The organism is Geobacillus vulcani PSS1 (genome assembly GCF_000733845.1).
Classification (GTDB): Bacteria; Bacillota; Bacilli; order Bacillales; family Anoxybacillaceae; genus Geobacillus; species Geobacillus vulcani.
Genome location: NZ_JPOI01000001.1, coordinates 1,091,875 through 1,118,246 on the forward strand (window position 1 = coordinate 1,091,875; position 26,372 = coordinate 1,118,246).

At 55.7% G+C, this 26,372-nt stretch carries 27 protein-coding genes; 25 read left to right on the forward strand and 2 right to left on the reverse strand.

What is annotated here, in order from left to right; translation table 11 throughout:
* Positions 1–194 precede the first annotated feature (194 nt).
* The 14 genes from N685_RS0105905 (at position 195) to murA (ending at position 13,909) form a co-directional block, all read left to right on the forward strand.
* A complete protein-coding gene (locus N685_RS0105905) occupies positions 195–563 on the forward strand; it encodes an NADH-quinone oxidoreductase subunit A (protein WP_031406673.1) in 369 nt (122 codons plus the stop codon).
* Positions 554–1,066 (forward strand): NuoB/complex I 20 kDa subunit family protein, encoded by a 513-nt coding sequence (locus N685_RS0105910; protein ID WP_031406675.1) that lies wholly within the window; start codon positions 554–556, stop codon positions 1,064–1,066. The genes N685_RS0105905 and N685_RS0105910 overlap by 10 nt, the downstream gene beginning before the upstream one ends.
* Before the next feature lie 2 nt (positions 1,067–1,068).
* Complete coding sequence (locus N685_RS0105915) at positions 1,069–2,520, forward strand: NADH-quinone oxidoreductase subunit C (protein WP_031406677.1); 1,452 nt, start codon at positions 1,069–1,071, stop codon at positions 2,518–2,520.
* A 3-nt stretch (positions 2,521–2,523) separates the two neighbouring features.
* On the forward strand, positions 2,524–3,624 hold the full coding sequence (locus tag N685_RS0105920) for an NADH-quinone oxidoreductase subunit D (RefSeq protein WP_031406678.1): 1,101 nt from the start codon (positions 2,524–2,526) through the stop codon (positions 3,622–3,624).
* Positions 3,621–4,622: an NADH-quinone oxidoreductase subunit NuoH gene (gene nuoH, locus N685_RS0105925; protein WP_031406680.1), complete on the forward strand. Its 1,002-nt coding sequence runs from the start codon at positions 3,621–3,623 to the stop codon at positions 4,620–4,622. Before N685_RS0105920 ends, nuoH begins: the two co-directional genes overlap by 4 nt.
* A 114-nt stretch (positions 4,623–4,736) precedes the next feature.
* Positions 4,737–5,156 (forward strand): NADH-quinone oxidoreductase subunit NuoI, encoded by a 420-nt coding sequence (gene nuoI, locus N685_RS0105930; protein WP_013146600.1) that lies wholly within the window; start codon positions 4,737–4,739, stop codon positions 5,154–5,156.
* On the forward strand, positions 5,153–5,674 hold the full coding sequence (locus N685_RS0105935; RefSeq protein WP_031406682.1) for an NADH-quinone oxidoreductase subunit J: 522 nt from the start codon (positions 5,153–5,155) through the stop codon (positions 5,672–5,674). The genes nuoI and N685_RS0105935 overlap by 4 nt, the downstream gene beginning before the upstream one ends.
* Positions 5,671–5,976 (forward strand): NADH-quinone oxidoreductase subunit NuoK, encoded by a 306-nt coding sequence (gene nuoK, locus N685_RS0105940; RefSeq protein ID WP_031406684.1) that lies wholly within the window; start codon positions 5,671–5,673, stop codon positions 5,974–5,976. The genes N685_RS0105935 and nuoK overlap by 4 nt, the downstream gene beginning before the upstream one ends.
* 17 nt (positions 5,977–5,993) lie before the next feature.
* Complete coding sequence (gene nuoL, locus N685_RS0105945) at positions 5,994–7,847, forward strand: NADH-quinone oxidoreductase subunit L (protein ID WP_031406686.1); 1,854 nt, start codon at positions 5,994–5,996, stop codon at positions 7,845–7,847.
* The gene (locus N685_RS0105950) at positions 7,844–9,403 is read left to right on the forward strand and encodes an NADH-quinone oxidoreductase subunit M (RefSeq protein ID WP_031406687.1); all 1,560 of its coding nucleotides are present in this window, start codon (positions 7,844–7,846) and stop codon (positions 9,401–9,403) included. The genes nuoL and N685_RS0105950 overlap by 4 nt, the downstream gene beginning before the upstream one ends.
* A gap of 4 nt (positions 9,404–9,407) precedes the next feature.
* Entirely contained in the window at positions 9,408–10,901 is a 1,494-nt protein-coding gene (nuoN, locus tag N685_RS0105955; RefSeq protein ID WP_031406689.1) for an NADH-quinone oxidoreductase subunit NuoN, read from the forward strand.
* Positions 10,902–11,338: 437 nt separating this feature from the next.
* On the forward strand, positions 11,339–11,578 hold the full coding sequence (locus N685_RS0105965; protein WP_011232810.1) for a DUF1146 family protein: 240 nt from the start codon (positions 11,339–11,341) through the stop codon (positions 11,576–11,578).
* Positions 11,579–11,826: 248 nt separating this feature from the next.
* Positions 11,827–12,582, forward strand: coding sequence for a YwmB family TATA-box binding protein (locus N685_RS0105970; RefSeq protein ID WP_031406692.1), 756 nt, complete (start codon positions 11,827–11,829; stop codon positions 12,580–12,582).
* Positions 12,583–12,613: 31 nt separating this feature from the next.
* Entirely contained in the window at positions 12,614–13,909 is a 1,296-nt protein-coding gene (gene murA / locus N685_RS0105975) for a UDP-N-acetylglucosamine 1-carboxyvinyltransferase (protein WP_031406694.1), read from the forward strand.
* 304 nt (positions 13,910–14,213) lie between these two features.
* Here the strand turns inward: murA and N685_RS0105980 are convergent, their stop codons facing one another.
* Positions 14,214–15,350 (reverse strand): IS110 family RNA-guided transposase, encoded by a 1,137-nt coding sequence (locus N685_RS0105980; protein WP_031406696.1) that lies wholly within the window; start codon positions 15,348–15,350, stop codon positions 14,214–14,216.
* 475 nt (positions 15,351–15,825) lie between these two features.
* Between N685_RS0105980 and spoIID the strand changes: the two genes are divergently transcribed.
* From spoIID to N685_RS0106005, 5 genes are all read left to right on the forward strand, one after another.
* Positions 15,826–16,857: a stage II sporulation protein D gene (gene spoIID, locus N685_RS0105985; protein WP_031406697.1), complete on the forward strand. Its 1,032-nt coding sequence runs from the start codon at positions 15,826–15,828 to the stop codon at positions 16,855–16,857.
* A gap of 178 nt (positions 16,858–17,035) precedes the next feature.
* A complete protein-coding gene (locus N685_RS0105990) occupies positions 17,036–17,923 on the forward strand; it encodes a peptidoglycan DD-metalloendopeptidase family protein (RefSeq protein WP_031406700.1) in 888 nt (295 codons plus the stop codon).
* A 411-nt stretch (positions 17,924–18,334) separates the two neighbouring features.
* Positions 18,335–19,939 carry a gamma-glutamyltransferase family protein gene (locus N685_RS0105995; protein WP_031406702.1) on the forward strand — a complete coding sequence of 535 codons (1,605 nt, stop codon included), beginning with the start codon at positions 18,335–18,337 and terminating at the stop codon, positions 19,937–19,939.
* Between the two features lie 25 nt (positions 19,940–19,964).
* On the forward strand, positions 19,965–20,546 hold the full coding sequence (locus N685_RS0106000; RefSeq protein ID WP_031406704.1) for a chromate transporter: 582 nt from the start codon (positions 19,965–19,967) through the stop codon (positions 20,544–20,546).
* A complete protein-coding gene (locus N685_RS0106005; RefSeq protein ID WP_031406706.1) occupies positions 20,543–21,076 on the forward strand; it encodes a chromate transporter in 534 nt (177 codons plus the stop codon). The genes N685_RS0106000 and N685_RS0106005 overlap by 4 nt, the downstream gene beginning before the upstream one ends.
* 229 nt (positions 21,077–21,305) lie before the next feature.
* Here the strand turns inward: N685_RS0106005 and N685_RS0106010 are convergent, their stop codons facing one another.
* Positions 21,306–21,815 (reverse strand): BsuPI-related putative proteinase inhibitor, encoded by a 510-nt coding sequence (locus N685_RS0106010; protein ID WP_031406708.1) that lies wholly within the window; start codon positions 21,813–21,815, stop codon positions 21,306–21,308.
* A gap of 310 nt (positions 21,816–22,125) precedes the next feature.
* Here N685_RS0106010 and spoIIID point away from each other — a divergent pair, with 310 nt between their 5' ends.
* From spoIIID to fabZ, 6 genes are all read left to right on the forward strand, one after another.
* Positions 22,126–22,389, forward strand: coding sequence for a sporulation transcriptional regulator SpoIIID (gene spoIIID, locus N685_RS0106015; RefSeq protein WP_011232801.1), 264 nt, complete (start codon positions 22,126–22,128; stop codon positions 22,387–22,389).
* 107 nt (positions 22,390–22,496) lie between these two features.
* Positions 22,497–23,498 (forward strand): rod shape-determining protein, encoded by a 1,002-nt coding sequence (gene mreB / locus N685_RS0106020; protein WP_031406710.1) that lies wholly within the window; start codon positions 22,497–22,499, stop codon positions 23,496–23,498.
* A 325-nt stretch (positions 23,499–23,823) separates the two neighbouring features.
* Positions 23,824–24,654, forward strand: coding sequence for a flagellar hook-basal body protein (locus N685_RS0106025; RefSeq protein ID WP_031406712.1), 831 nt, complete (start codon positions 23,824–23,826; stop codon positions 24,652–24,654).
* Positions 24,655–24,675: 21 nt separating this feature from the next.
* Positions 24,676–25,497, forward strand: a complete 822-nt coding sequence (locus tag N685_RS0106030; RefSeq protein ID WP_031406714.1) for a flagellar hook-basal body protein — start codon at positions 24,676–24,678, stop codon at positions 25,495–25,497.
* Positions 25,498–25,509: 12 nt separating this feature from the next.
* The gene (locus tag N685_RS0106035; RefSeq protein ID WP_031406716.1) at positions 25,510–25,860 is read left to right on the forward strand and encodes a DNA-directed RNA polymerase subunit beta; all 351 of its coding nucleotides are present in this window, start codon (positions 25,510–25,512) and stop codon (positions 25,858–25,860) included.
* 71 nt (positions 25,861–25,931) lie between these two features.
* Positions 25,932–26,369 (forward strand): 3-hydroxyacyl-ACP dehydratase FabZ, encoded by a 438-nt coding sequence (gene fabZ, locus N685_RS0106040; protein ID WP_031406717.1) that lies wholly within the window; start codon positions 25,932–25,934, stop codon positions 26,367–26,369.
* Positions 26,370–26,372 lie beyond the last annotated feature (3 nt).

Below are 26,372 nucleotides of genomic sequence, written 5' to 3' on the forward strand. Positions count from 1 at the left end.
TCGCTGTCTCTCGGCATTCCGTCGTTTCAACAAAGCCCGAAGCGCTTATATGAATGGATACCGTGTTGGCAGTGTGAACTTGAAGTTTTGCTGACACGGCTGGATATAAATGTTATAATGAAATAGAAGGAATTGTTGAAAAATTTCATCATTAACACCATACGTATGTAGTAAAACGGAAGGGGGCGAGCTGGTTGAGCAACATCTATGCCAACAGTTATTTGATCATCTTCGTCTTCCTTTGCCTCGGTGTGCTGTTGCCGGTCGGGGCGCTCACGGCCGGGCGGTGGCTGCGGCCGCACGTGCCGGACGAGAGGAAGGCGACAACGTATGAAAGCGGTAACAATCCATTTCACGACTCGCGCGTTCAGTTTCAAGTTCGGTACTACCTATTTGCCTTGCTGTTTGTCATTTTTGATGTTGAGACAGTGTTTTTGTATCCATGGGCTGTTGTCTATGACCAACTCGGCTTGTTCGCGTTAGTGGAAATGATCATTTTCATCGCTTTGCTTGCCATTGGCCTTATTTATGCTTGGAAAAAGAAGGTGTTACGATGGATGTGAAATGGGAAGGATTTTCCAAAACCGAAATGGAAGAGGTAAAGCGAAACGTCTTTTTGACGACGTTGGAACAGTTGAAAGGATGGGCCCGAAGCAGTTCGCTTTGGCCGTTGACGTTCGGCCTTGCCTGCTGCGCCATCGAGATGATGGCGGTCGGCGGCGCCCATTATGACCTCGACCGATTCGGCTCGTTTTTCCGTGCCTCGCCGCGGCAGGCGGACGTCATGATCGTCTCGGGCACAGTGACGAAAAAAATGGCGCCGCTCTTGCGTCGATTGTATGACCAAATGCCCGAACCGAAGTGGGTCATCGCTATGGGTTCTTGTGCGACAGCGGGCGGACCGTACGTCAAATCGTACAGCGTCGTCAAAGGGGTCGACCAGATCGTTCCCGTTGACGTGTACATACCGGGCTGTCCGCCCAACCCTGCGGCGCTCATTTACGGCATTCATAAATTGAAAGAAAAAATTCGCTTGGAAGCCAAAACAGGGAAGAAGGTGTTGTAACAATGGATCAGGAAAAAGATTTGGCCCAGCGAAAAAAGGAAGCGGCCGAGCGGGCGAAACAATTGGCCCGTGAACGGCTCGCCGCCAAGCAGGCCGCCGAACAGACCCAGCCAGCCGCTGGACGAGGCAGCCTGCCAACGGATGAGGCGAATGCGGATGCAGCTCCGCCCACCGGCCCCATAAAAGAAGCGCCGAGAACGGAACTGCCGGCTTCAGCAGAAGATCTCGCCTCTGCAAAAAAACGAGCCGCCGAGGAAGCGCGGGCGAGGGCGGCGGAACTGCGGAGGCAGCGTGAGGCGGCGAACGATGGTGCGGCGACCGGAGACGACCTTGAGGCGGCGAAGCGAAAGGCGGCGGAGGAAGCGCGGGCGAGGGCGGCAGAACTGCGGAGGCAGCGTGAGGCGGCGGCGACTGGTGCGGCGACCGGGGACGACCTTGAGGCAGCGAAGCGGAAGGCGGCGGAGGAAGCGCGGGCGAAGGCGGCGGAACTGCGGAGGCAGCGCGAGGCGGCGAACGATGGTGCGGCGACCGGGGACGACCTTGAGGCGGCGAAGCGGAAGGCGGCGGAGGAAGCGCGGGCGAGGGCGGCAGAACTGCGGAGGCAGCGTGAGGCGGCGGCGACTGGTGCGGCGACCGGGGACGACCTTGAGGCGGCGAAGCGGAAGGCGGCGGAGGAAGCGCGGGCGAAGGCGGCGGAACTGCGGAGGCAGCGCGAGGCGGCAAACGATGGGGCGGCGGACGAGGACCTGGAACTCGCGAAGAAAAAGGCGGCTGCGGCTGCCAAGGCGAAGGCCGCGGCCGCCGCGAAAGCGCGGGCGGCCGCGATGGCGAAGCAGCAAGGCGATGCGTCCGAAGATGATGAGTTAGCGAAGCAAAAAGCGGCAGCGGCGGCAAAGGCAAAAGCAGCGGCCGCCGCCCGGGCGAAGGCGAAAGCCGCTGACGCTGACGGAGGGACGGAACAGCCGCCCTCCCCGTCGCCGAACGATCCGCTGCTTGAAAAATATGTCCGCATCATTCGTGAGCATCTTGGTCCGGATGTGCTCGAAGACGCGTATATCAACCGGCTGGCGAAAGACGTGCCGACGCTTGTCGTGAAAAAAGAGGCGTACTACAAAATCGCTGAGTTGTTGAAAGGCCATGAACAGCTCCGCTTTGACTATTTATCCGAGCTGCACGGCACCGATTTCGAGACGCATATGGAAGTGTACGTCCACTTGTACTCGTACCCAAACCGGCAGCCGGCGGCGCTGAAAGTGAAAATCGAGCGCGACAACCCGGAAATCGATTCGCTCGTCCCGCTTTGGCCGGGGGCGAACTGGCCGGAGTGCGAGGCGTATGATTTGCTTGGCATCCGCTTCCGCGGCCACCCGAACTTGATCCGCATCTTCCTAGGGGAGCAATGGGTCGGTCATCCGCTGCGCAAAGATTATGAGCCGTATGATGCGGAGGTGTGAACGATGCTGCGCACAGAAGAAATGATTTTAAACGTCGGCCCCCAACATCCCAGCACCCATGGCGTGTTCCGCCTCATTTTAAAAATCGATGGCGAGATCATTCAAGAGGCGACGCCGGTCATCGGCTACTTGCACCGCGGGACGGAGAAGATCGCCGAAGGGCTGCAATACACGCAAATCATCCCGTATACCGACCGGATGGACTATTTGTCGGCGATGACAAACAACTATGTGCTTTGCCATGCGGTCGAAACGATGATGGGCATTGAAGTGCCGGAACGGGCCGAGTATTTGCGCGTTCTTGCGATGGAGCTCGGGCGGATTGCCAGCCACCTCGTCTGGTGGGGGACGTATTTGCTTGACCTCGGCGCGATGAGCCCGTTTTTGTACGCATTCCGCGAGCGCGAAATGATTATTAATCTATTAAATGAGCTGTCCGGGGCGCGGCTGACGTTCAACTATATGCGCATTGGCGGCGTCAAGTGGGACGCGCCGGATGGCTGGATCGACAAGGTGAAACAGTTCGTTCCGTACATGCGCGAGAAACTCGCTGGCTATCACGAGCTGGTCACCGGCAATGAGATTTTTCGCCAGCGCGTCACCGGCGTGGGACGGTATACGAAAGAAGAAGCGATCAGCTATTCGCTGAGCGGGGTCAACTTGCGGTCGACCGGTGTGAAATGGGATTTGCGCAAAGATGAACCGTATTCCGTGTATGACCGGTTTGACTTCGATGTTCCGGTGCGCGAAGGCGGCGACTGTCTGGCCCGCTATGAATGCCGAATGGCGGAAATCGAACAGTCGCTTCGCATCATCGAGCAGGCGTGCGAGCAATTTCCGCCTCAGGGGCCGATCATGGGAAAAGTGCCCCGCATCATTAAGGCGCCGCCCGGCGAGACGTTCGTCCGCATCGAAGCGCCGCGCGGCGAGATTGGATGCTATATTGCGAGCGACGGCAAAAAAGAGCCGTACCGCCTCAAATTTCGGCGCCCATCGTTTTATAACTTGCAAATACTTCCGAAGCTGCTCAAAGGGGAAAACTTGGCCAATGTCATCGCCATTCTCGGCTCGATTGACATTGTGCTCGGGGAGGTCGACGGATGATGGAGCAATGGCTCGAATCCACACCAAGCTGGTCGAACATGGCCCTCTTTTTCGGGCTTGGAGCGCTGCTGTTGGCGGTCGTGCTCGCCTTTGTCACATACGGCATTTTGGCCGAACGGAAAGTGATGGGGTTTATGCAAGGGCGCATCGGACCGAACCAAGTCGGCGGCCGCTTCGGGCTTTTACAAACCGTTGCCGATGTGTTGAAGCTGCTTTTGAAAGAGGATACGATCCCAAAAGCGGCCGACCGTCCGCTCTACGTGCTGGCGCCGATCATCGCCTTTGTGCCGTCGTTTATGGTGTTGGCGGTATTGCCGTTTACCGATGCGTTCCGGTTCGCCGATATCGGCGTCGGCCTGTTGTATTATATCGCTGTCTCCGGCTTGACCACCGTCGGCGTTGTCGCTGGCGGCTGGGCGTCAAACAACAAATACGCTTTGCTCGGCGGCATGCGGGCAGCCGCGCAAATGATTTCCTATGAGATTCCGCTCGTCATGTCGGCGCTTGGCGTCGTGCTTTTGGCTGGAAGCATGAACTTGGTCGACATCGTCAACGCGCAAAAAGACGTCTGGTTCCTTTTCGCCCAGCCGCTGGCATTTTTGATCTTCCTCATTGCCGCGGTGGCTGAGTTGAACCGGACGCCGTTTGACTTGCCGGAGGCGGAGTCCGAGCTGGTCGCCGGCTTTCATGTGGAATATTCGGGATTCCGCTGGGCGTTTTTCATGCTTGCCGAGTATGTGTACATGTTTGCGATGGCGGCGCTCATCACCATTTTGTTTCTCGGCGGGTGGCATCCGGTCGCCTTTCTCGGCTGGATTCCTGGGGCTGTTTGGTTTGCCTTGAAGTTTTGTGCGGTCGTTTTCGTCCTCATTTGGTTTCGCGCCACATTTCCGCGCGTGCGCGCCGACCAGCTGATGGAGTTCGCCTGGAAAGTGTTGCTTCCGCTTTCGCTCGTCAACATTGTGCTGACAGCGGTCATTAAAGCGTGGTTTTTCTAAAGGAACAGGGCAGCTTGCCTTGCCAGGAAGGGGGAAGCGGCCCATGGGCATGGTCTCCTCCTTCGAGCAGAGGTTGTGTCGGAACGCCACTTTTCCGATGAGAGGGGTAGACGGATGATAGGGTTGATGAAAGGATTGGCGTATACGTTAAAAGAGTTGACGCGCGAAAAAGTGACGTACGATTACCCGCACGAACCGCTCCCGCTCCCGGATCGGTTTCGCGGCATCCAGAAATTTTATCCGGAAAAATGCATCGTGTGCAACCAGTGTGTGAACATCTGCCCGACCGAATGCATTCAGCTGACCGGGAAAAAACATCCCGATCCAACGAAAAAAGGGAAAGTGATTGAGACGTACAACATCAACTTTGAAATTTGCATTTTGTGCGATTTGTGCACGGAAGTATGTCCAACGGAAGCGATTGTCATGACGAACAATTTTGAGCTCGCGGAATACAGCCGCGACGCTCTGTATAAAGATTTGGCCTGGCTCGATGAAAACGATACGAACATAAGAAGGGAGAATAAGCCGTGAGCGGAACGGACGTCGCCTTTTTCTTGCTCGCCCTCGCGGCGATTGCCGGCGGAGTGACGATGCTCCAGCTGACGAACGTCGTCCATATGGTCATCGTCCTCGTCATGACGTTTTTAGGCATTGCCGGGTTGTACGTGCTGTTGTCCGCCGAATTTGTCGCCGTTGTGCAAGTGCTCATCTATTCTGGAGCCATCACGATCATCATGTTGTTTGCGATTATGTTGACGCGTCATCACACAGAGGAAAGGGAGCGCCAAACCACCGGCGGCTTCTGGCATAAAGCGGTTGCCGCCCTCTCCGTGATCGCTTTTGGCCTTGCCGCCTACTTCGGCATCCGCCAGCTCGACTTTGGCGCTGACGGCAGCGCGTTGGCGGGCGACAATGCTAAGGCGATCGGCAAGTCGCTTTACTCGTATTATACGATTCCGTTTGAAATCGTGTCCGTCATTTTGCTTGTCGCTTTGATCGGCGCGATTGTGCTGGCGAAAAAAGACGGCAAGGGGGCAGGAGATCCATGACACTATCGGCTTATTTGGCGCTTTCACTCATCTTGTTTTGTATCGGGCTATACGGGGCGCTCACGAAGCGGAACACGGTCATTGTGCTCATCTGCATTGAGCTGATGTTGAATGCGGTCAACATCAACTTCGTCGCGTTTGCCAAATACGGCCCCCATCCCAGCGTTCACGGGCACGTGTTCGCGCTGTTTGCAATCGCTGTGGCGGCGGCGGAAGCGGCCGTCGGTTTAGCCGCGCTCATCGCCTTTTACCGCAACCGGAAGACGGTTCAAGTCGATGAAGCCAATTCGTTGAAACATTAGAAAAGGGGATGGGAACGATGATGAACCTGGCTTGGGTTGTGCCGCTGTTCCCGCTTGGTTCGTTCCTTTTGCTGCTTTTGTTTGGGCGAAGATGGAAACAAGCAAGCGCCTATGTCGGCATCGGCGCGGCGTTTTTATCCTTGCTTTTGGCGCTCGCGGTGCTTGTGGATCGCCTGGGCGGGTCGACGTATGAGGCAGACTGGACATGGATGACGCTGGGCGGCGTGACGTTGACGGTCGGGATTTCCGTCACTGCCCTAAACGCTTGGATGCTCGCTGTTGTCGCCGTCGTCAGCTGGCTCGTCCACCTTTATTCGCAAGGGTATATGGCCGGCGATGAACGGTTTTCCACCTTTTACGCGTATTTGGGCCTGTTTACGTTCGCGATGCTCGGTCTTGTGCTGTCGCCGAATTTGCTGCAGGCGTACATCTTTTGGGAGCTCGTCGGGCTTGGATCGTTTTTGCTGATCGGGTTTTACTTCTACAAAGAAGAAGCGAAAGCGGCGGCGAAAAAGGCGTTCATCATGACGCGCATCGGCGACGTTGGCTTTTTCGTCGGCATGATGTTGCTCTTTTGGCAAACGCACAGCTTTGATTATGATGACATTTTCCGCGCCGTCGGCGATGGGACGCTGTCGCCGGGGATGACGACGCTTGCGGCGATCTTGATATTCATCGGCGCCATCGGCAAATCGGGGCAATTTCCGCTCCATACGTGGCTGCCGGATGCGATGGAAGGTCCGACGCCGGTGTCGGCGCTTATCCACGCCGCAACGATGGTGGCGGCTGGTGTGTATCTTGTGGCGGCATTGTTTCCGCTGTATGAGGCAAGTCATGCGGCAATGATGACTGTGGCGACGGTCGGCGGGGTGACGGCCATTTTTGCCGCGACGATTGGCCTCGTGCAGACGGACATCAAGCGCGTCCTCGCGTATTCGACGATCAGCCAGCTCGGTTATATGATGTTGGCGCTTGGCGCCGGCAGCTATGTCGCGGCCATCTTCCATTTGACGACGCATGCGTTCTTTAAGGCGCTCCTCTTTTTGGCCGCCGGGAGCGTCATTCATGCCGTCCATACCCAAAACATCGAGGAAATGGGCGGACTTTGGCGGCGGTTGCCGTGGACCGCGCCGCTGTTTTTGATTGGAGCGCTGTCGATCAGCGGGGTTCCGCTATTCTCCGGCTTTTTCAGCAAGGACGAAATTTTGGCTGCCGCTTGGACGAACGGGCCGCGCCCTCTCTTTTGGCTCGCGGTCGCTGCCGCGCTGCTGACGTCGTTTTATATGTTCCGTCTCTTTTTCCTCGTCTTTGCCGGAAAAGCGCGCCGTGATGAAGAGGTGCATGAAGCGCCGGCATCCATGGTTGGTCCTATGCTTGTGCTCGGCGTGTTGTCGATCGTGGCGGGGTACGTGCAAACGCCGTGGTTTGGCCCGTTCCTTGGGGAATGGTTGACGGATGGAGCGTATCGTCATGAAGCGGCGCCGGGATGGATTGCTGTGGCGGCGGCAATCGTCTCGCTTGCCGGGATTCTCCTCGCCTGGCTCATGTATGGGGCGCGGAAGGTGCCGCGCGATTGGCTGTCCGCGCGCGTTCCGTATGTTGATGAGCTGTTGCGCCGCCACTACTATATCGATGACATCTACCGTTTGACAGTTGTGGCGCTCGTGTCGCTCATCAGCCGTTTGTTGGTGTATGTCGACCGCTTCCTTGTTGAAGGGATCGCCCGGCTTGCGGCCGGCATCGTCGGCGCGGCTGCCTCGGCTGGGTCGCGTGGGCAAAACGGGCAGGCGCAGACATATGGGGCGGTGACGGTGGCCGGATTGGCGATTTTGGTCGTCATCTTCGCCTTAACAGGGGGGTACTGGCTATGATGTTTTTATCACTGCTCGTCTTTTCACCGCTGTTAGGCATCGTGTTGTTGATGTTTGTCCGCAAAACGGATGAACGAATGATTCAATGGCTCGGAACGGCCGCCACCGTACCATCGCTCATTTTGGCGCTGTTTGCTTTCATCCAGTCCGGGCGTGGGTTTCGCCTCGAGCAGCTCGATGAAGCGCGGGACTGGGTGCGGCTTGCTGACCTGCCATTTTTGACGGACGCGGCGTACGTCATCCGTTATGAGCTTGGCATCGATGGGCTGTCGCTTGTTTTTATCGTTTTGACTGCGGTGTTGTCGACGTTGGCCGCTTTGGCGTCGGTGCTTGTCAAAACGGAGAAAAAAGGGTATTTTCTTTGGCTGCTGGCGCTCGAGATTGGTATGCTCGGCGTATTTTCCGCCGCCAATTTCGTTTGGTTTTTCCTCTTTTTAGAAGTGACGTTGGTTGCCATGTTTTTGCTTGTCGGCAAGTGGGGCGGATTTGAGCGCGAGCGGGCGGCGTACAGCTACTTGTTGTACAACGGTCTTGGTTCGGCCTTACTGCTTGTCGTGATCGCGGTGTTGGTCGCCCGCGCGGGAACAGCGAACTTTGCCTTGCTCCATGAGATGTTACATAATCCCGTTGCCCAAGGGCAGTGGATTGCGCCGCTTTCGGAAGAGGGGCGTCGCTGGCTGCTGGGGGGGCTGCTGCTGGCGTTTGCGATCAAGCTGCCAGCCTTTCCGTTCCATCGTTGGCTCATCCGCGTTCACGTTGAAGCGCCGCCGCCGGTCGTCATGCTTCACGCCGGGGTGCTATTGAAAATTGCGGCATATGCGATGATTCGCTTCGGGGTCGGCTTGTTTCCGGGCGAGTTCCGCTCGTTTGCCGGCGTTCTCGCTCTATTTGGCGTCATCAACGTGTTGTACGGCGCGCTGTTGGCGCTTCGCCAACGCGAACTGAAGCGCGTGCTCGCCTACTCGAGCGTATCGCATATGGGGGTTGTGCTCATCGGACTCGGCGCGTTGAATGAGGCCGGTATTCAAGGAGCGGTCCTGCAATCGATCGCACACGGGCTCATTTCGGCTTTGTCGTTTTTGCTTGTCGGCGTGCTCGCCGGGCGAACGGGAACGACGGATCTCAACCGGCTTGGCGGACTGACGAAAGCGATGCCGCTCTTTTCCGGGTATTTGCTTACAGCAGCGCTCGCCTTGCTCGGCTTGCCGGGCATGGCGGGGTTTGTCGGTGAATTCACGTCGTTTCTCGGGCTGTTTCAAACGAAGCCGGTCCTCGCCGCCGTAGGGGCGCTTGGGTTGATCTTAGCTGCGGCTTACTCGCTCAAGGCTGTTCTTGACATCACATTCGGCCGCGACCGTCGAGGGGCGGTCATGAATCCAAGATCGACGGCGGAGGCGATCGAGGTGCATCAGGCTGCCGTCGACTTGCGAGGGAAAGAAGCAGTGCCGGCGTTCATCCTCGTCGCGTTGATCGTGGCCGTTGGCGTCTATCCGCAGCTATTGGCCGCGCCGCTTACAGCCGTCGTAGAGACGATGATGAACGGGCTAGGAGGGTGATCACATGAACGATGTATGGCAATCCGATTGGGGCATGATGACGCCGGAATGGATCGTTCTTGCGGTTGCCATTGTGCTAGTAGTGATCGATTTGGCCCTGCCAAGCGGCCGAAGCCGGCGTCCGCTCGCCTGGGGCGCCGCGGCGGCGGCGGCATTGGCCATGATCGCGACAGCGGCGATGATTCCGGCCGAGCCGGCATCCATTTTACATGATACGTTCCGGCTCGATGCGTTCGCCAAAGCATTTAAGCTCATTGTGCTGGCTGGCGCCGCATTCGCTTTGCTTCTGACCGCCGATTGGAAACCGAAAGAAGACAGTCCTCACCGCGGCGAGTTTGCCTATATGATGCTGTTTGCCTTGCTTGGGGCGATGATGACTGCGTCAAGCGGCGACTTGCTGACGCTGTTCGTCAGTATCGAGCTGCTGTCGGTATCATCCTACATTTTGGCCGGCTTACGCAAAACAGCGCCGGAGTCGAATGAGGCGGCGCTCAAATACGTGATCAACGGCGGCATCGCCACCGCCATCATGCTGTTTGGCATGAGCTATCTGTTCGGCTTGACCGGCACGACGAATCTCGGCGGCATTGCACGCCGTTTGCAGGAGACGAACGAGCCGTACATGCTCGCTTTGGCGTTTCTCCTTTTGCTGATCGGGGTTTCGTTTAAGCTGGCGACCGTTCCGTTCCATATGTGGGCGCCGGACGTGTACGAAGGAGCGCCCGTTCCTGCGACGGCGTTTTTTGCCGTCGTGTCGAAAACGGCCGGCTTTGTCCTTCTTCTCCGTTTGCTCGTGACGATCTTTGCCGCAGCGCCGTCTGAAGGGCGGGACCCATCATCGCTTCTCTTGTCGATGCAGCCGGTCATCACCGTGTTAGCCGGATTGACGATGATCATCGGCAGCGTTGTGGCGCTTCGGCAGCGGAGCTTAAAGCGGCTGCTCGCCTATTCAGGCATCGCCCATGCCGGCTACTTGCTCGCCGGGTTTGCCGCGATGTCATGGACGATGATCGATTCGCTTTGGCTGTATTTGGTTGTCTATACGTTCATGAACATCGGAGCGTTTGCTATTGTGGCCCATATTGTCAATGAAACGGGATCGGATGATTTGGATGGACTCACCGGCTTGTACCGGCATCGTCCGCTGTTGGCTTCAGCGCTCGGGCTGTTTTTGCTCTCGCTTGCCGGCATTCCGGGAACGGCTGGGTTTATTGCCAAACTGTATATATTCATTGGCCTTGTCGTCACTGAACCGGGCCATTACGTGCTCGCTGTGGTGATGGCCATCACGACTGTCATCTCATACGTGTATTATTTCCATTTGATCGTTCAGCTCTTTTTCCGTCCGGCGTTCACGGCACCGCTTGGCCGGCTTCCGGCCGGTTTGTCGACCGCCGTCATCCTTTGCGCGCTTGGAACGTTGGCGATCGGCTGGGCGCCGGGGCTGGCTTACGATGTACTCGCCCAGTTTGGGCATTTTGGCGATTTTTTGCCGTAACGGTAGAATAAAGGGAGAGGGAGAATGCCTCTCCTCTTTTTTTGCGCCGCTGGCCTCGTTTGGAAAGGGGGGATGCGCTGCCTGCTTTGCGAAGGAAAGATTCATGAGCCATCCTTTTTGCTTTCCACCCAGCAGGAAGTTTCAAGGCTTGCGCATTTTCTTTAGAAAAGGTCCATAAGCGCATTCGCACTCCACTCGGTATGAAAATGTTCACTCAAGGCGCAGCATTTTCACGGAAAAGTGTAGGTTCAGATACTATCGTATCTGACGGCAATTCCTCCCCCACTTATCGTTGGGCTATCGCCCTGCACACGATTGAAGTGGGGGTATCCTTGCCGATTTTAGATGAAGCGCCCTGGCTGCTCGCCGCGTTTCGGAAAAGAGAGAATGCTTCGTATGCACCGTTTCACATATGCTGGAGAAAGAGGTGAAACTTGATGATGCCGGTCATCGGCCAACAAGCGTTGATTTCGATTATCGTTCATTTGGCGTTTCTAGCGGTGACGTGGTGGACGCTGCAGGCAGTGAGGCTCGAGGTGTTGCTTCGGCCGAACCGTGTCGTTCAAGGGCGGTTGTTGTACATTTTATTGACGATTGCCATCGGCTCGACGGTGGCGAACTTTTTCCTCGACTATTGGGCTTGGTCAACCGATTTGCCGTATTTGTTCCGCGAATAGCGAGGCTTGGGGCGCCGCATGGCTTCGGCTTCCCCTCGCTTGCCTCGCCCTCTGTTCGGCCGTCAAGGGGCCCCGCCCTTGACGGCGTCTCTTTGCACGCTGTCCCTTTTTTTCACCGATTCTCCGCCGATTGCCCTTCGCTTTGATATTTGAAAACGGTTTCAAAAATCACCGATTGTCGATTTTTTTGACGTATGTTCCCTTGCTCAGCGGCAACAATAACAAGTAAGGAGAGGAAGGGAACGAAGATGAGAAAAAATCCAGTCTGTTGGCTAATGGCGCTCGTCGCCGCGGTCTCGTTGTTGGCCGCAGGACAATACCGGACGGAGGGCGCCGGGGGGAACGAATGGTCCAAGCCGTTGGAAACGATGGCGCACACATTGGTGCAACATGGTGCCTCGCTCGGCCGTTGGGTCGTGTACACAAGAGAGTATGCCCACGATATTCAAAATGATGCGGACTTTTTCAAAAAAATGGCGGAGTTCAAACAAACATACCGCTCCTTTCGCTGGACGTTCCACCAAGCTAACCATTGGCAAAAAGTGATCGGCACGAACGACCATTCCTTCTTTCGTGAACAAATTCAGCTTGTGATGACCGTCACAAACGGAATGCCGCAAACGTATATCCTCTATGAAGCGACCGGTCCGATGTGGAGCCAAGCTAGGTGGAAAGAAGCAGCACAGCACATTGAAAAAACGACGAACAGCCTATTTGTGAACCACCCTACATTTTTTGCTTGTATTGAAGGCGAGTTCAGTGGTAATATGAAAGGTGGTTTGTTCGACCAAGCCTCTCAATTGCTTCGTGATTTTCAAGCGACGCCTGTCGAGTGGTTGCGGGAAGAGTCACTCGTTTCCCTGTCTGCATATACTGGGCAGTGGAAGAACGTTCTCCCGGCCGCCAATCATCAGCCGATCAACCTGCAACTCGCCTTGAGAGAAAGATTGGGCGGCAAGACGCGCGTCGTTGCTGGAACCCCAATCATTACCATTGAATATTAATATAGAGAAATTGGACGCGGAGGGGAATACCTTGGAAAAGATCATCGTCCGTGGCGGAAACCGGTTGAGCGGCACCGTCAAAGTGGAAGGCGCAAAAAATGCCGTTTTGCCTGTCATTGCTGCCACTTTATTGGCTACGAAAGGAACGAGTACGATTCATGATGTGCCTGCTCTTTCCGATGTATATACAATCAGCGAAGTGCTCCGCTATTTAGGCGCCGACGTGCACATTGCCGGCGAAACGGTCACCGTCGACGCCACCGGTCCGTTGACGGTGGAAGCGCCGTTTGAATACGTGCGAAAAATGCGCGCATCGGTGTTGGTCATGGGCCCGCTGTTGGCGCGCAACGGCCGAGCCCGTGTAGCGCTGCCGGGCGGCTGTGCCATTGGCTCGCGCCCCATTGATCAGCACTTAAAAGGATTTGAAGCGATGGGTGCATCCGTGAAAGTGGGCAACGGCTTTATTGATGCGGAAGTGAATGGACGGCTCCGCGGCGCCAAAATTTATTTGGATTTTCCAAGCGTCGGGGCGACGGAAAATATTATGATGGCCGCCGTCCTCGCGGAAGGAACAACCGTGATCGAAAACTGTGCGAAAGAGCCGGAAATTGTCGATTTGGCGAACTTTTTGAATGCGATGGGCGCTAAAGTGCGCGGCGCCGGCACCGGAACGATTCGAATCGAAGGGGTCGACGAGCTCGTCGGCACCACACATACGGTCATTCCGGATCGCATTGAAGCTGGCACGTTTATGGTGGCAGCGGCCATCACCGGCGGCGACGTCCTCGTGCAAGGGGCGGTTCCAGAACATTTAGGCTCGCTGATCGCCAAACTCGAAGAAATGGGCGTAACGGTCATTGAAGAGGAAAATGGGGTGCGTGTCATTGGTCCGGAAAAGCTGAAAGCCGTCGACATTAAAACGATGCCATATCCGGGCTTTCCGACCGACATGCAGTCGCAAATGATGGCTCTCTTGTTGAAAGCGGAAGGCACAAGCATGATCACCGAGACGGTGTTTGAAAACCGCTTTATGCATGTTGAGGAATTCCGGCGCATGAACGCCGATATTAAAATTGAAGGTCGTTCGGTCATGATCAATGGTCCGTGCCAGCTGCAAGGCGCGGAAGTGGCGGCGACCGATTTGCGCGCAGCGGCAGCGTTGATTTTGGCTGGACTCGCGGCAGACGGCTACACGCGCGTAACCGAGCTTCGTCATCTCGACCGCGGGTACGTCCGCTTCCATGAAAAGTTGGCTGCGCTTGGGGCTGACATTGAACGCGTCCGTGAAGAAACGGAACAATTCGACCACATTCAAGCGATCCAATGAAACGGATCAGGAGCGAGAAAACGACCGTGAACTGCCTTCGAGCAGGAAATGGTCGTTTTTTCTATCCGCACATGGCACGCGCCTGAGGTTGCTATATGGCCAAGCTGGGTCGTCGTTTTCATGTTCCGGTGGAGGGCAACACGTTGCCCATGGACCTTTTCCGTGAAAATCCCCACCACTGGGTGAGTGCTGTATACGCTCCTGATCCGTGTGGGTATACTGAAAATGGCCAAAGAAGGCAATAGGAAAGCAGAGGTGCCCCATTTTCGGGCATCTCGTATCATCCGGCTGCCTGTTGGCTATACTAAATGAGTTGTGGTTGGCGGAACGACTCTTTGCGGGAGATCATGCAAAAGATGATCACCAACATTCGTCGAGCCGTGGCGATGAGGGCTTTTTTCTTCCCGCATCGGGCCGCCAACGACCAAAATTTTCGGGACAAGGGATGTGTCTTGGATCGAGCTGCTGACCATGCCGCCTCGCATAACGCTGATCGAAGATGGGGATTGCCTTTGGTGGTGCGCGTGCTCTTTCGCTTTCCGGCGCTTTCATGGTTGCCGGGGGACAACCCCGTCCATGAAGCCGCCCGTTCCGGCGTTTCAAAGACGCTCATGTCGGTTCCCATCTCGGCGATGATGATGGCGGCGGTTTGTTTTTTGATTCCAGGCATGGTCATCAGTAAGTCCACTTCCTCCCGATACGGCTCGAGCAGGCGGTCGATGTGCTGGTCGACTTCTTCGATGAGCCGCTCGCATTCCTCCACGTGTTTCCACAAGAGGCGAAGGAGACAGAGCTCATGTTCGGTCAAGGTGCCCAGCAGCGAATCGTACACCGCCTGCTTTTTCGTTTTGAGCCTGCCGCGCAGGCATTGATCCAGCTCGTCCTTGTCCACGTATCCCTTCTCGAGCAGCCGGGCAAGGATGTTTCGTCCGGAAACGCCGAAGAGATCCGAGAGGACGGAGCCCAGCTTGACATTGGAAGACTCCAGCACTTTTTGAATCCGGTTTTTCTCTGAACTCAACTGTCCGACCCACTTTTTGCGCAGGCGGGTAAAATCCCGCAGTTCACGAATCGGCGCTGGGGGGACGAAACTTTTTTCAATGAGTCTATGGCGGAGCAGCTTGGCGATCCACTCGGCGTCAGAGACATCGGTTTTTCTTCCCGGGACATTTTTGATCCGCTGCGGATTGGCCAAAGTCAAGTCGACATAGCCCTCGAGGAAGGCAAAGACCGGTTTCCAATACACGCCGGTGGATTCCATGGCGACATGGGTGACCCCATGGTCTTCGAGCCACTCGAGCAGGTCGCCAAGCCCTTTCGAGAACGTTGAGAACGTTTGGATCTCCTTTTGAATCTCCCCCTCTTCTTCCCATAGGGCACAAGCGACAATAGTTTCGGTATGAACATCCAATCCTGCGCAGCGAGGATAGATGACATCCATGATGAAATGCCTCCTTTTCGATGATGGAGTGCGCAAACAGCGAATCCACGGGAGACATGCGGCAGTTTTCCGTTCGTCGTCACCTTTCCTCTATCACAGGAAAGGGCGGACAATGGGTGGTGCACCCAGTGGATTCAAACACTTTTCCGTACAGGGTCTAAGCCACCATTAAGCATAACGTCCTGTTGAACTGTTTGCGCCTATTCTTCATTATGGGAAGAAAAGGGGGATTTTCATCCCCGGGTGGAGGGCAGATCGTGCTGCCCATGGATCTTTTCTGTGAAAATGCCGAACTGGAGCGAGATTTTCATCCCTGGGTGGAGGGCAACACGTTGCCCATGGAACTTTTCTATGAAAAGAAAACTGTCATACATACTTGTCCGAGCCCATAACTATAGTAACGAACCGAAGCCAATGCAGGCATTTGTTCGCAATGTCCGCTTGTGCTTGGAAAACGCATATTGGGGGCTCGGCTATGGTGAAACGATTGAAACCCGTAATGGTGCTCGCTTTCTTGCTATTTGTCGCCATCCTCGTCATTCCGACAGCGCTCGTTCTTCCCTTTTATGACGGGAAGGTGACGAAATTGGCCGAACAACTGCACAAGCAAGAACAACTTCAGCGGTCGCAGGCAGCCGAAGGGCCGTCCGTCGAGGTGGCGGTCTACCGAAGCAAAGAACAACGTGTCGAACATATTCCGCTCGAGCAATACGTCATCGGCGTCGTCGCAGCGGAAATGCCGGCCGAATTTGAGCTCGAGGCATTAAAGGCGCAAGCGTTGACGGCGCGCACATACATTGTCAAGCAGCTGCTTGCCAACCAGCCGTTTCGCCTGCCAAAAGGAGCGAATGTGACCGACACGGTGGCTCATCAAGTCTATTACAGCGATGACGAGTTGCGAAAGCTGTGGGGCAGCGATTATGATTGGAAAATCAAAAAAGTGACAAAAGCCGTGTTGGAAACGCAAGGACAAATTTTGACATACAACAACGAGCCGATCGAGGCGCTGTTTTTCTCAACAAGCAACGGGTATACCGAAAATTCGGAAGCCTATTGGCAAAGCGATTTTCCCTATTTAAAAAGCGTCGCCAGCCCATGGGATAAACAATCGCCGAAGTTTTACCAGCGGAAAACGATGTCGGTGGCGGAATTCGAGCGAAGGTTGGGGATCGAACTGCCCGCTGACGGCTCAGTCGGCGTCATTGTATCGCGCACTCCCGGCCGCCGCGTCGGCGAAGTAAAAATCGGCGGCAAGACGTTTACGGGCCGTGATGTGCGCGAACGGCTCGGGTTGCCGTCGAGTGATTTCACTTGGGTGCGCAACGGAGATGACATCATCATTACGACGAAAGGCTACGGCCATGGCGTCGGCATGAGCCAGTACGGGGCCAACTTTATGGCGAAAGAAGGGAAAACGTACGCTGACATTGTCAAATATTATTACCGCGGTGTCCATATTTCGTCGGCGACGGCGTTTTTGAACAAGCTGACAGCGAAAAACGGATGAGTCGAGGGATTTTGCGCCCTCGACTTTTTTGTCCCTTTCTCAGGGCCAAAGACAGGGAGGCGCCCCTCATTTTTTGTGTATAAAATCTAGCCGAATGTCAAAAAATAAGTGAAAAAATTGGTTTTGATGTGTATATCTTTTCCTCTTTCTGTTCAAAATGGTTGCTGAGGTGATGAACATGAGAGAGGAACAAAAACAATCGTCGCTGAAGCGTCTGTTTCGCAAACGCTGGGTATTTCCGGCCATCTATTTATCATCTGCCGCATTGATCGTCGCTGGCGCCCTTTGGTTCCAGGCAAGCAAAGAGGAGAATACAGGCAAAGACAACGTGGCGAAAAACGGCACCGCCCAACAAGAAAATCCGGCTGTTCCGGTCAATGAAACGGTCGAAACGATTGCGATGCCGGTGCTTGATCCAAATGCGGTGCAAGTGAAAACGCCGTTCTACGATGACAAAGCATCGGAAGCAGAACAGGAAGCAGCCCTTGTCTTTTATGATCATACGTACCATCCGAACCAAGGCATCGACTTAGTTCGCCAAGACGGCAAAACGTTTGATGTCACCGCTTCCTTAAGCGGCACGGTGACGAAAGCGGAAAAAGACCCGATTTTAGGCTACGTTGTCGAAATCAACCATGAACAAGGGGTCACGACCGTCTATCAATCGCTCGCTGACGTGAAAGTGGAAGCCGGCGATACGGTGAAACAAGGCGAAGTGATCGGCAAGGCGGGGCAAAGCGAATTCAACAAGGAAGCCGGCATCCACGTCCACTTTGAAATTCGCAAAGACGGCCGGGCGGTAAATCCGATTGATTATGTCAACAAACCGTTGACGGCTTTGACTGACAAAGCGGAAGATAACGCAGGAAGCGACCGCGCCGCCACGAACAAGGAAAAAGAATTGATGCCAAGCGATGAAACAACGCCGGCGGATGAAAATCCAGCGAATGAACAGCCATCGGCTGATGACCATTCGACGACGCCAAGCGACAACAATCAAGACGAAAACAACGACGCTTCATCCTACAAAACGCCAGACGCCTCGATCGGCATGGCAAGAGCGTAATCGACAAAGCGTCTAGCAGAGGAAACGAAAAATGCGACGAAAAGGCCTGTCCGTTTGCTAAGACAAGCGGACGGGTCTTTTTGCTTTGCCGCTTCTAAAGTCAGACGTGGGAAAAACGGTAGCCAAAAAAAGCTCTTCACCATAAGATGAAAAACGTTTTTCATGTTAGGTGACCCAAGCAGTCATGGCTATTTTTTGTTCGACCGGGAGGAACGATATTATGTTTGTGTCTAAAAGTCAAGTACATCTTTCAGTGATGAACCGCCAAAAATTATGTTTTGAATATTCTTTCATTTTTAGGAACAAGAATGCAAATCACTGCCACTTTCCTTTAAAATAAATGAAAACGGAAACAGTGTTGTTTTTGAAACGTTTTATTCTTCACTTAACAAAAGAAAGGGGATCGTGGCCATGGACTACTTATACCACCCCTATTCATCGCAGCGGATGACGGTGTTCGCCAAAAACGGCGTTGTGGCGACATCGCAGCCGCTCGCGGCGCAAGCGGGGCTTGAGGTGTTGAAAAAAGGCGGCAATGCTATCGATGCGGCGATCGCTGCGGCTGCTTGCTTAACGGTTGTCGAACCGACATCGAACGGCATCGGCGGCGATGCGTTCGCTCTTGTGTGGACGAACGGGAAACTGTATGGACTGAATGCGAGCGGCTATGCGCCGAAAGCGATCTCGATTGAAGCGCTGAAAGAGCGGGGCTATACGGAGATGCCAAAATACGGCTTCGCTCCGATGACGGTGCCGGGGGCGCCGGCGGCGTGGGCGGCGCTGTCAAAGCGCTTCGGCCGCCTCCCGCTTGTGGAGGCGCTTGCGCCGGCGATCGCCTATGCGGAAAACGGCTACCCGGTGTCGCCGGTGCTCGGAAAGTACTGGGCCGCGGCGTTTCGTACATACAAGGAAGCGCTCCGCGGGCCGGAGTTCGCTTCGTGGTTTGCGACGTTTGCGCCGGGCGGCCGCGCGCCGAAGATCGGGGAAGTGTGGGCGTCTCCGGACCATGCGGCGACGCTGCGCTCCATCGCCGCAACGGAAGCGGAAAGCTTTTACCGCGGCGAGCTGGCGGAACACATCGCCGCCTTCTCGAAGCAGTACGGCGGCTTTTTGACGCTCGAGGATCTCGCTGAGTATGAACCGGAATGGGTCGAGCCGATTTCTGTCTCTTACCGCGGGTATGAGGTATGGGAAATTCCGCCGAACGGCCAAGGGCTTGTCGCGTTGATGGCGCTCAACATCATGAACGGCTTTGACGTGCCAAGCATGCCCGATGTCGAGACGCATCACCGGCAAATCGAGGCGATGAAGCTGGCCTTTGCCGATGGGAAGGCGTACATCGCCGACCGCCGCTATATGGACTACAATCCAGACGAGCTGTTATCGGAATCATTTGCCGCCATGCGCCGGGCGCAAATCGGCAAGGAGGCGCTCACACCGGAGCCGGGAACGCCGCCAAAAGGAGGAACGGTCTATTTGGCCGTCGCAGACGGTGAAGGGAATATGGTGTCCTATATTCAAAGCAACTACATGGGCTTCGGCTCCGGCCTCGTCGTTCCGGGCACGGGCATCGCCTTGCACAACCGCGGCCACAATTTTGCTTTCGATGCGGGCCATCCGAATGGGCTGGCGCCAAGGAAAAAGCCGTACCATACGATCATCCCCGGCTTTTTGACGAAAGGCGGCACACCGATCGGCCCGTTTGGCGTCATGGGCGGATTCATGCAGCCGCAAGGGCATCTGCAAGTCGTTATGAACACGGTTGATTTTGACTTAAACCCGCAAGCGGCGCTCGATGCGCCACGTTGGCAGTGGATGGAAGGAAAAACGGTGCTCGTCGAGCCGCACTTCCCGCGTCATATCGCCGAAGCGCTCGCTCGCAAAGGGCACGACATCCGCGTGGCGCTTGACGGCGGCCCGTTCGGGCGCGGGCAAATCATTTGGCGCGATCCTGACACCGGCGTGCTCGCCGCCGGGACGGAGCCGCGCACAGATGGAGCGGTCGCCGCTTGGTGAAACTCACAATAAAGGAATGACAACAATGAATCAATGGCATTTGTTTCTCGCCTTTTTTCGCGTCGGCATGCTCGGGTACGGGGGCGGCCCGTCTTCGATTCCGCTCGTGCGCGCCGAAGTGGTGACAAAATACCGCTGGATGACGGACGAAGAATTCGCCGAGATTTTGGCCATCGCTAACGCCTTGCCCGGCCCGATCGCCACGAAGCTTGCCGGCTATATCGGCTACCGCGTCGGTGGCGCCCTCGGCTTGGTGAACGCCGTGCTGGCGACGACGGCTCCGACGGTCGTGTTAATGATCGTGCTGTTGGCCGCCTTATCTTCGTTCAAAGACACACCATGGGTCGCTGGGATGACGAAAGCGGTCGTGCCAGTCGTGGCTGTGATGCTTGCCGAGATGACATGGCAGTTCGCCAAGCAGGCGCGCACTGCCCTCGGCGTCTGGCCGGCGACCTTGCTTCTTGCCGCTTGTTTTGTCGCCTTGCAGTGGCTCGGGCTTCATCCGGCGCTTGTGATCGCCGTGTTGCTTGCCGCGGCGTTTGTCGGCCGAAGCAAGCCGAAGGCGGTGGATAGAGACAAAGGCGGAGAAAGGAGGGTGTCGTCATGATCTATTGGCATTTGTTTCTCGCCTTTTTTTGGCCAGGCATTCTCGGCTACGGCGGCGGCCCGTCATCCATCCCGCTCATTGAGCATGAAGTCGTTGACCGTTACAAGTGGATGACAGTCAACGAGTTCAGCGAAGTGCTGGCGCTTGGCAACTCGCTTCCCGGCCCCATTGCGACGAAAATGGCCGGTTATATCGGATATGAACAAGCCGGTGTTCTTGGTGCTGTCATCGGGGTGTTTGCCAGCGTCGCTCCGTCGCTCGTTTTGTTGTTGGCGCTGTTAGGGTTTTTGTACAAATGGAAGGACGCGCCGCAAGTCAAGCGGCTCACCGCCTACATCCGCCCAGCGATCGCTGTCATGCTTGGAATCATGGCCATCGACTTTTTCCGCGAGTCATACGAAGGGGCCGGGTTCGGCCAAACGGTGTTTCTTGCTGCCGCCAGCACTTTTTTGCTGTTTGGCAAATGGCGCATTCACCCTGCCTACGTCATCGCCTTGTCGCTTATGTACGGGGCCGTCTTCTTGTCGTAATATTCCGGCGCGCCATGCCATAGGGGTGTCCCAAACGCAACGGGGCGCCCTTTTTGCTCGACGCATATACGCCTGAAACACCTTCATATGCATTTTCCGCGAAGATCGTTTGCCTCCGCCCCTCTGTTTGCGATAACGCAGGCAAGAAAGCGCAACCAAGACAGCGAATTCGATCGGAAACAGCACCGGACGGTGGACGCGCCTGCCGCCGTGAAAACGAACAGCGCCTTCACTCGACCGTAAACGTCACCTTTGCCCGGGCGTTCGGCCAGTTTTTATCGGCGAGCCACCACTCAAGTGTATACGTTCCAGGTTTTAGGCCGCGGAACGTTTCCTGAAAGGACAGTTCTTCCCCTTGTTTTAACGTCCGCTGCTCGTAAATTTGCGTAAACATCTTTCCTTCGCTGAACTGCTTCACCTTTTTGCCATCGCGGTACAAAATGTAGTCGTATTTTTTTCCGCTCGTGAATGTTACGGTTTGCACGCGTTCGGTTTGGTTTTTCACTGTGAAGGTAAACACATAGACGCCGTTTTTCTTCTTATATGTCAATGACGGCTCCAACGTCCCGGCGATGATGCCTTTTCCGCCCGCGGATGCCGGTTTGCCGGCTGGGGCGGGGCCAAGCAAGTGGTCTTTCGCCTGCGGCCGATTGTCGGCATTAACATGCACGAGCAGTGCGCTCGCTGCCACCATCCCTGCTAACGCCGCAACGATGCCGATCACTTTTCTTTTGCCCATGTCGGTGCCTCCTTTTCACCTCTTTACAATAATAGTCGTTTCCCATTTCCCTCTCGTTACAACCGGCAAAAAATTGTGAAAAAACCGTTGTCCGCCTTGATATTTCTGGTATATATGCCCGATTTGTCTAATAAAATGTTACAAATTGAACAGCAATGAGAGTGGTTGAGGTGGGGATCGTTCACAACCGGCAAGCGACGCGGCGAAGACGCTTCCGAGACATCCAGCGAAAGCGGCGCTCATCAGCGGCAAGACGAGTCTCATTTCACACTTCTCACTTCTCACATCCAACTTAGGGAGGGCGAGTGGTGTGCACGATTACATCAAAGAGCGTACGATCAAGATTGGCAAGTATATCGTGGAGACGAGGAAAACCGTTCGCGTCATCGCGAAAGAATTTGGCGTATCCAAAAGCACCGTCCATAAAGATTTGACCGAGCGGCTGCCGGAAATCAACCCGGAACTGGCCCAAGAAGTCAAACAAATTCTCGATTACCATAAATCGATCCGCCATTTGCGCGGCGGGGAAGCAACGAAGAAAAAGTATAAAAAGCAAACAGTGAAAAACAACTGACTTTTTTCCTTGCCATCTGCCGTTTGCAGTATCATTCCGGCGATCAAATATGGTAAAATAATCAATTAGGAATGATTTTAGGGCAGAGGCAAGGAGGAGCAAGTCATATGTTTTCACGAGACATCGGCATCGACCTAGGCACGGCGAACGTCCTCATTTTCGTCAAAGGCAAAGGCATCGTGCTCAATGAGCCGTCCGTCGTGGCGATCGATAAACACACGAACAAAGTGCTGGCAGTGGGCGAAGAAGCACGACGAATGGTCGGACGTACTCCTGGGAATATTGTTGCCATTCGGCCGCTCAAAGACGGCGTCATTGCGGATTTTGACATTACCGAAGCGATGCTCAAGCATTTCTTAAGCAAGCTCGACCTCAAAGGCTTTTTCGCCAAACCGCGCATTTTGATTTGTTGCCCGACGAACACGACATCCGTTGAACGAAAAGCGATCAAAGAGGCAGCAGAAAAAAGCGGCGGCAAAAAAGTGTACTTGGAGGAAGAGCCGAAAGTCGCTGCCATTGGCGCCGGAATGGACATTTTTCAGCCGTGCGGAAACATGGTCGTCGATATTGGCGGTGGCACGACCGACGTCGCGGTTCTCTCGATGGGGGACATTGTCACCGCCTCTTCCATTAAAATGGCTGGGGACAAGTTCGACATGGAAATTTTAAACTACATCAAGCGTGAATATAAGCTGCTCATCGGGGAACGAACGGCCGAGGAAATCAAGATTAAGGTTGCAACGGTATTCCCAGGCGCACGGACCGAAGAAATCGACGTCCGCGGCCGCGATCTTGTCACCGGGCTGCCGCGCACGATCACCGTTCGATCGGAGGAGATCGAACGGGCGCTTCGCGAGCCGGTGTCGTTGATTGTACAAGCCGCCAAAAGCGTGCTCGAACGCACGCCGCCGGAATTGTCGGCCGATATTATCGACCGCGGCGTCATTTTAACGGGCGGCGGGGCTTTGCTTCATGGCATCGATTTGTTGCTGTCAGAAGAGCTGAAGCTTCCGGTGTTCGTCGCGGAGAATCCGATGGACTGCGTCGCTCTTGGCACCGGGATTATGCTGGAAAACATCGATCGGGCGCCGAAATCGCAATTAATTTAAAAGTATGGTAAGCCCTTTGGCCAAGAGATGGTTCATCTCGATCAACTTTATAGAGTCAACTTTTTTGCGTCACTCATACGCCGATCGCTTGGCAGAATGTTTTCCTCATGGCGTGGTCAAAATGGATACAACCGCCAATGGGACAAGCGAGGCGGGCAAAAAAGGAATGGCGGGGGATGCCGCGGCTGCCCTTGCCCGCTTATAATGACTTCTAGAGCGGCAAGGCAACGCGCCGCCCGCTTGACCATAGGGAACACCCCATTCGCCGCTGCCCGAAGAGCGGCCGCGGCTTTTTCTAACCAATCGGACAGGCGAGGTGCTGGTCATGTTGAGAGGGTTGTACACCGCCGCGAGCGGCATGTTGGCGCAAGAGCGGCGCGTGGATTGGCTGACGAACAATTTGGCGAACGCCGAAACACCGGGATACAAAGCTGATGCGGCCGCGATGAGAGCGTTTCCGGAACTGCTGATGAGCCGCCTCGAGGATCAACCGATCCCGACCGCCTCAAAGCGCGCCATCCCGACGCAAACCGTCATTGGGCCGCTCAATACGGGTGTGTATATGCAAGAGCTCATCCCGAACTTTCGCCAAGGGGATGTGAAAGAAACCGGCTTGGCGACCGATATCGCCCTTGTGGACGGACAAGTCCCCGTCGACCGGACGAGCGGTCAGCGAGGCGCGCTGTTTTTTGCCGTCGCCAACGGTCAAGGGGAGGTCCGCTACACAAGAAATGGTCATTTCACCTTGAGCCCGGACGGCTACTTAACGACGCAAGAGGGCTGGTATGTGCTTGATGCCAATGGTGAGCGCATTCCGCTCTCAAGCGAGCGGTTTGCCGTCCACGACGACGGAACGATCATCGATGAGAATGGGACGACCACCCGTCTTGGCGTCGTGTTCGCCGCCAATCCGCAAACGTTGGTCAAGGAAGGAAATGGCTTATTCCGCAGCACGACAGGGCCATTGCCGCAGGCGCCGGGCAATGTGACGTATACGGTGAAACAGCGCTTTCTTGAGCGGTCGAACGTCGATGTCGAACGGACGATGACCGACTTGCTCGCTGCCTACCGCACGTTTGAGGCGAACCAAAAAATCGTCCAAGCGTACGACCGCAGCTTAGACAAGGCCGTCAACGAAGTCGGCCGCCTGAAATGATGACAAAAGGGGGACAAGCCCGTGCTTCGTTCGATGCTCACCGCCGCCAACACGATGAATGCCTTGCAACAGCGGCTCGATACGATCAGCCATAACATCGCCAACAGCAACACCGTCGGCTTTAAACGGCGCGAAGCGAGCTTTGCCGAGCTCTTGACCCAACAAATCGACCGCTTGCCGAACGACAAAGCGCCCCGGCAAACGCCAGAAGGGGTGCGCTATGGCAACGGAGCGCGTCTCGCTTCGACGATGCTCATCTCTTCGCAAGGGGCGCTTGTGGAGACTGGCCGCCGCTTGGATTTTGCCTTGACGGCCGAAAACCAATGGTTCCGCGTCCGTCTGGCCGACCCAAACGGCGCGGCAACGATCGGCTACACCCGCGCCGGCAACTTTTCGCTTGCGCCCATGAACGGCGAGCTTGCTTTAACGACAAGCGACGGCTTGTTTGTGTTGGATGAAGCCAATGCGCCGATTATGCTTCCCGCCGATGCGCATGACGTGCAGATGTCCCCGACGGGGACGTTGACGGCAACCAATGCTGACGGCCGCGTCGTCGCCCGCGTCAACTTGGGCGTCACTATGATCCGCCGTCCGCAGCTTCTGGAAGGGCGCGGCGGCAACGTCTATGCGCTTCCTAACGCCCCAGGCGCAGCGGAAGAGCTCAACGGCAATTTGCGCGGCCAAATCAGCATCAAGCAAGGCGCGCTCGAACAAGCGAACGTCGACCTTGGCGAGGAACTGGTCGGCCTGATGGCGACAAGCCGTGCCTATCAGCTCAACGCCCGCGCCATTTCTCTTTCGGAACAAATGCTCGGGCTGATTAACAACATGCGCTCCTCCTAAGGAGAGATCACGATGAGCGAAGAAACGCAACAGCCGTCATCCCGCATCGAGCGGCGAAAGCAGCGGAAGCGCTCCTTCCCCCCGAGCGGCAGGAGCATGGCGCAAACCAAACCGCCGCAAGAAGAGCCGCGGACGGATCGTGCACCGGATGAAGAGGAACGAGGAACCAAGCCGCGGCGCTTTGCGCGCACCCGGCTCATCCCGATTTGGCTGCGGCTCATCATCATCGCCGTTTTGATGGCTGCCAGCCTCGCGATAGGCGCGGTTGTCGGCTACAGCGCCATCGGCGACGGAAGATGGCTCGATGTATTCCGCCCGTCGACGTGGCAGCACATCCTCGACTTTGTCGAAAAAGGGACATAACGGAGCCGCTTGCCGCAAAGTGCGGTTTGATGGCGGCATATTCTCCATCACAATGGAAAGGGGCTCTTCGTATGCTGGATATCCAACAAATTCAGGCGATCATTCCGCATCGCTACCCGTTTTTGCTCGTGGACCGCATTCTTGAGATCGAAGAAGGGAAGCGGGCTGTCGGCATCAAAAACGTGAGCGCCAACGAATCGTTTTTCGCCGGCCACTTCCCCGAATATCCGGTCATGCCCGGCGTGTTGATCGTCGAAGCGCTCGCCCAAGTCGGCGCCGTCGTCCTCTTGCAAAGCGAGGAAAACCGCGGCCGCCTCGCCTTTTTCGCCGGCATCGACAACTGCCGTTTTAAAAAGCAGGTGAAACCAGGCGATCAGCTTCGGCTGGAAGTGGAAATTCTCCGCGCTCGCGGCGCCATCGGCAAAGGCAAAGGCATCGCCACTGTCGACGGCGAGCTCGTTTGCGAAACAGAGCTCATGTTTGCTTTAGGGGAGAAATCTTCCAGTTAAACG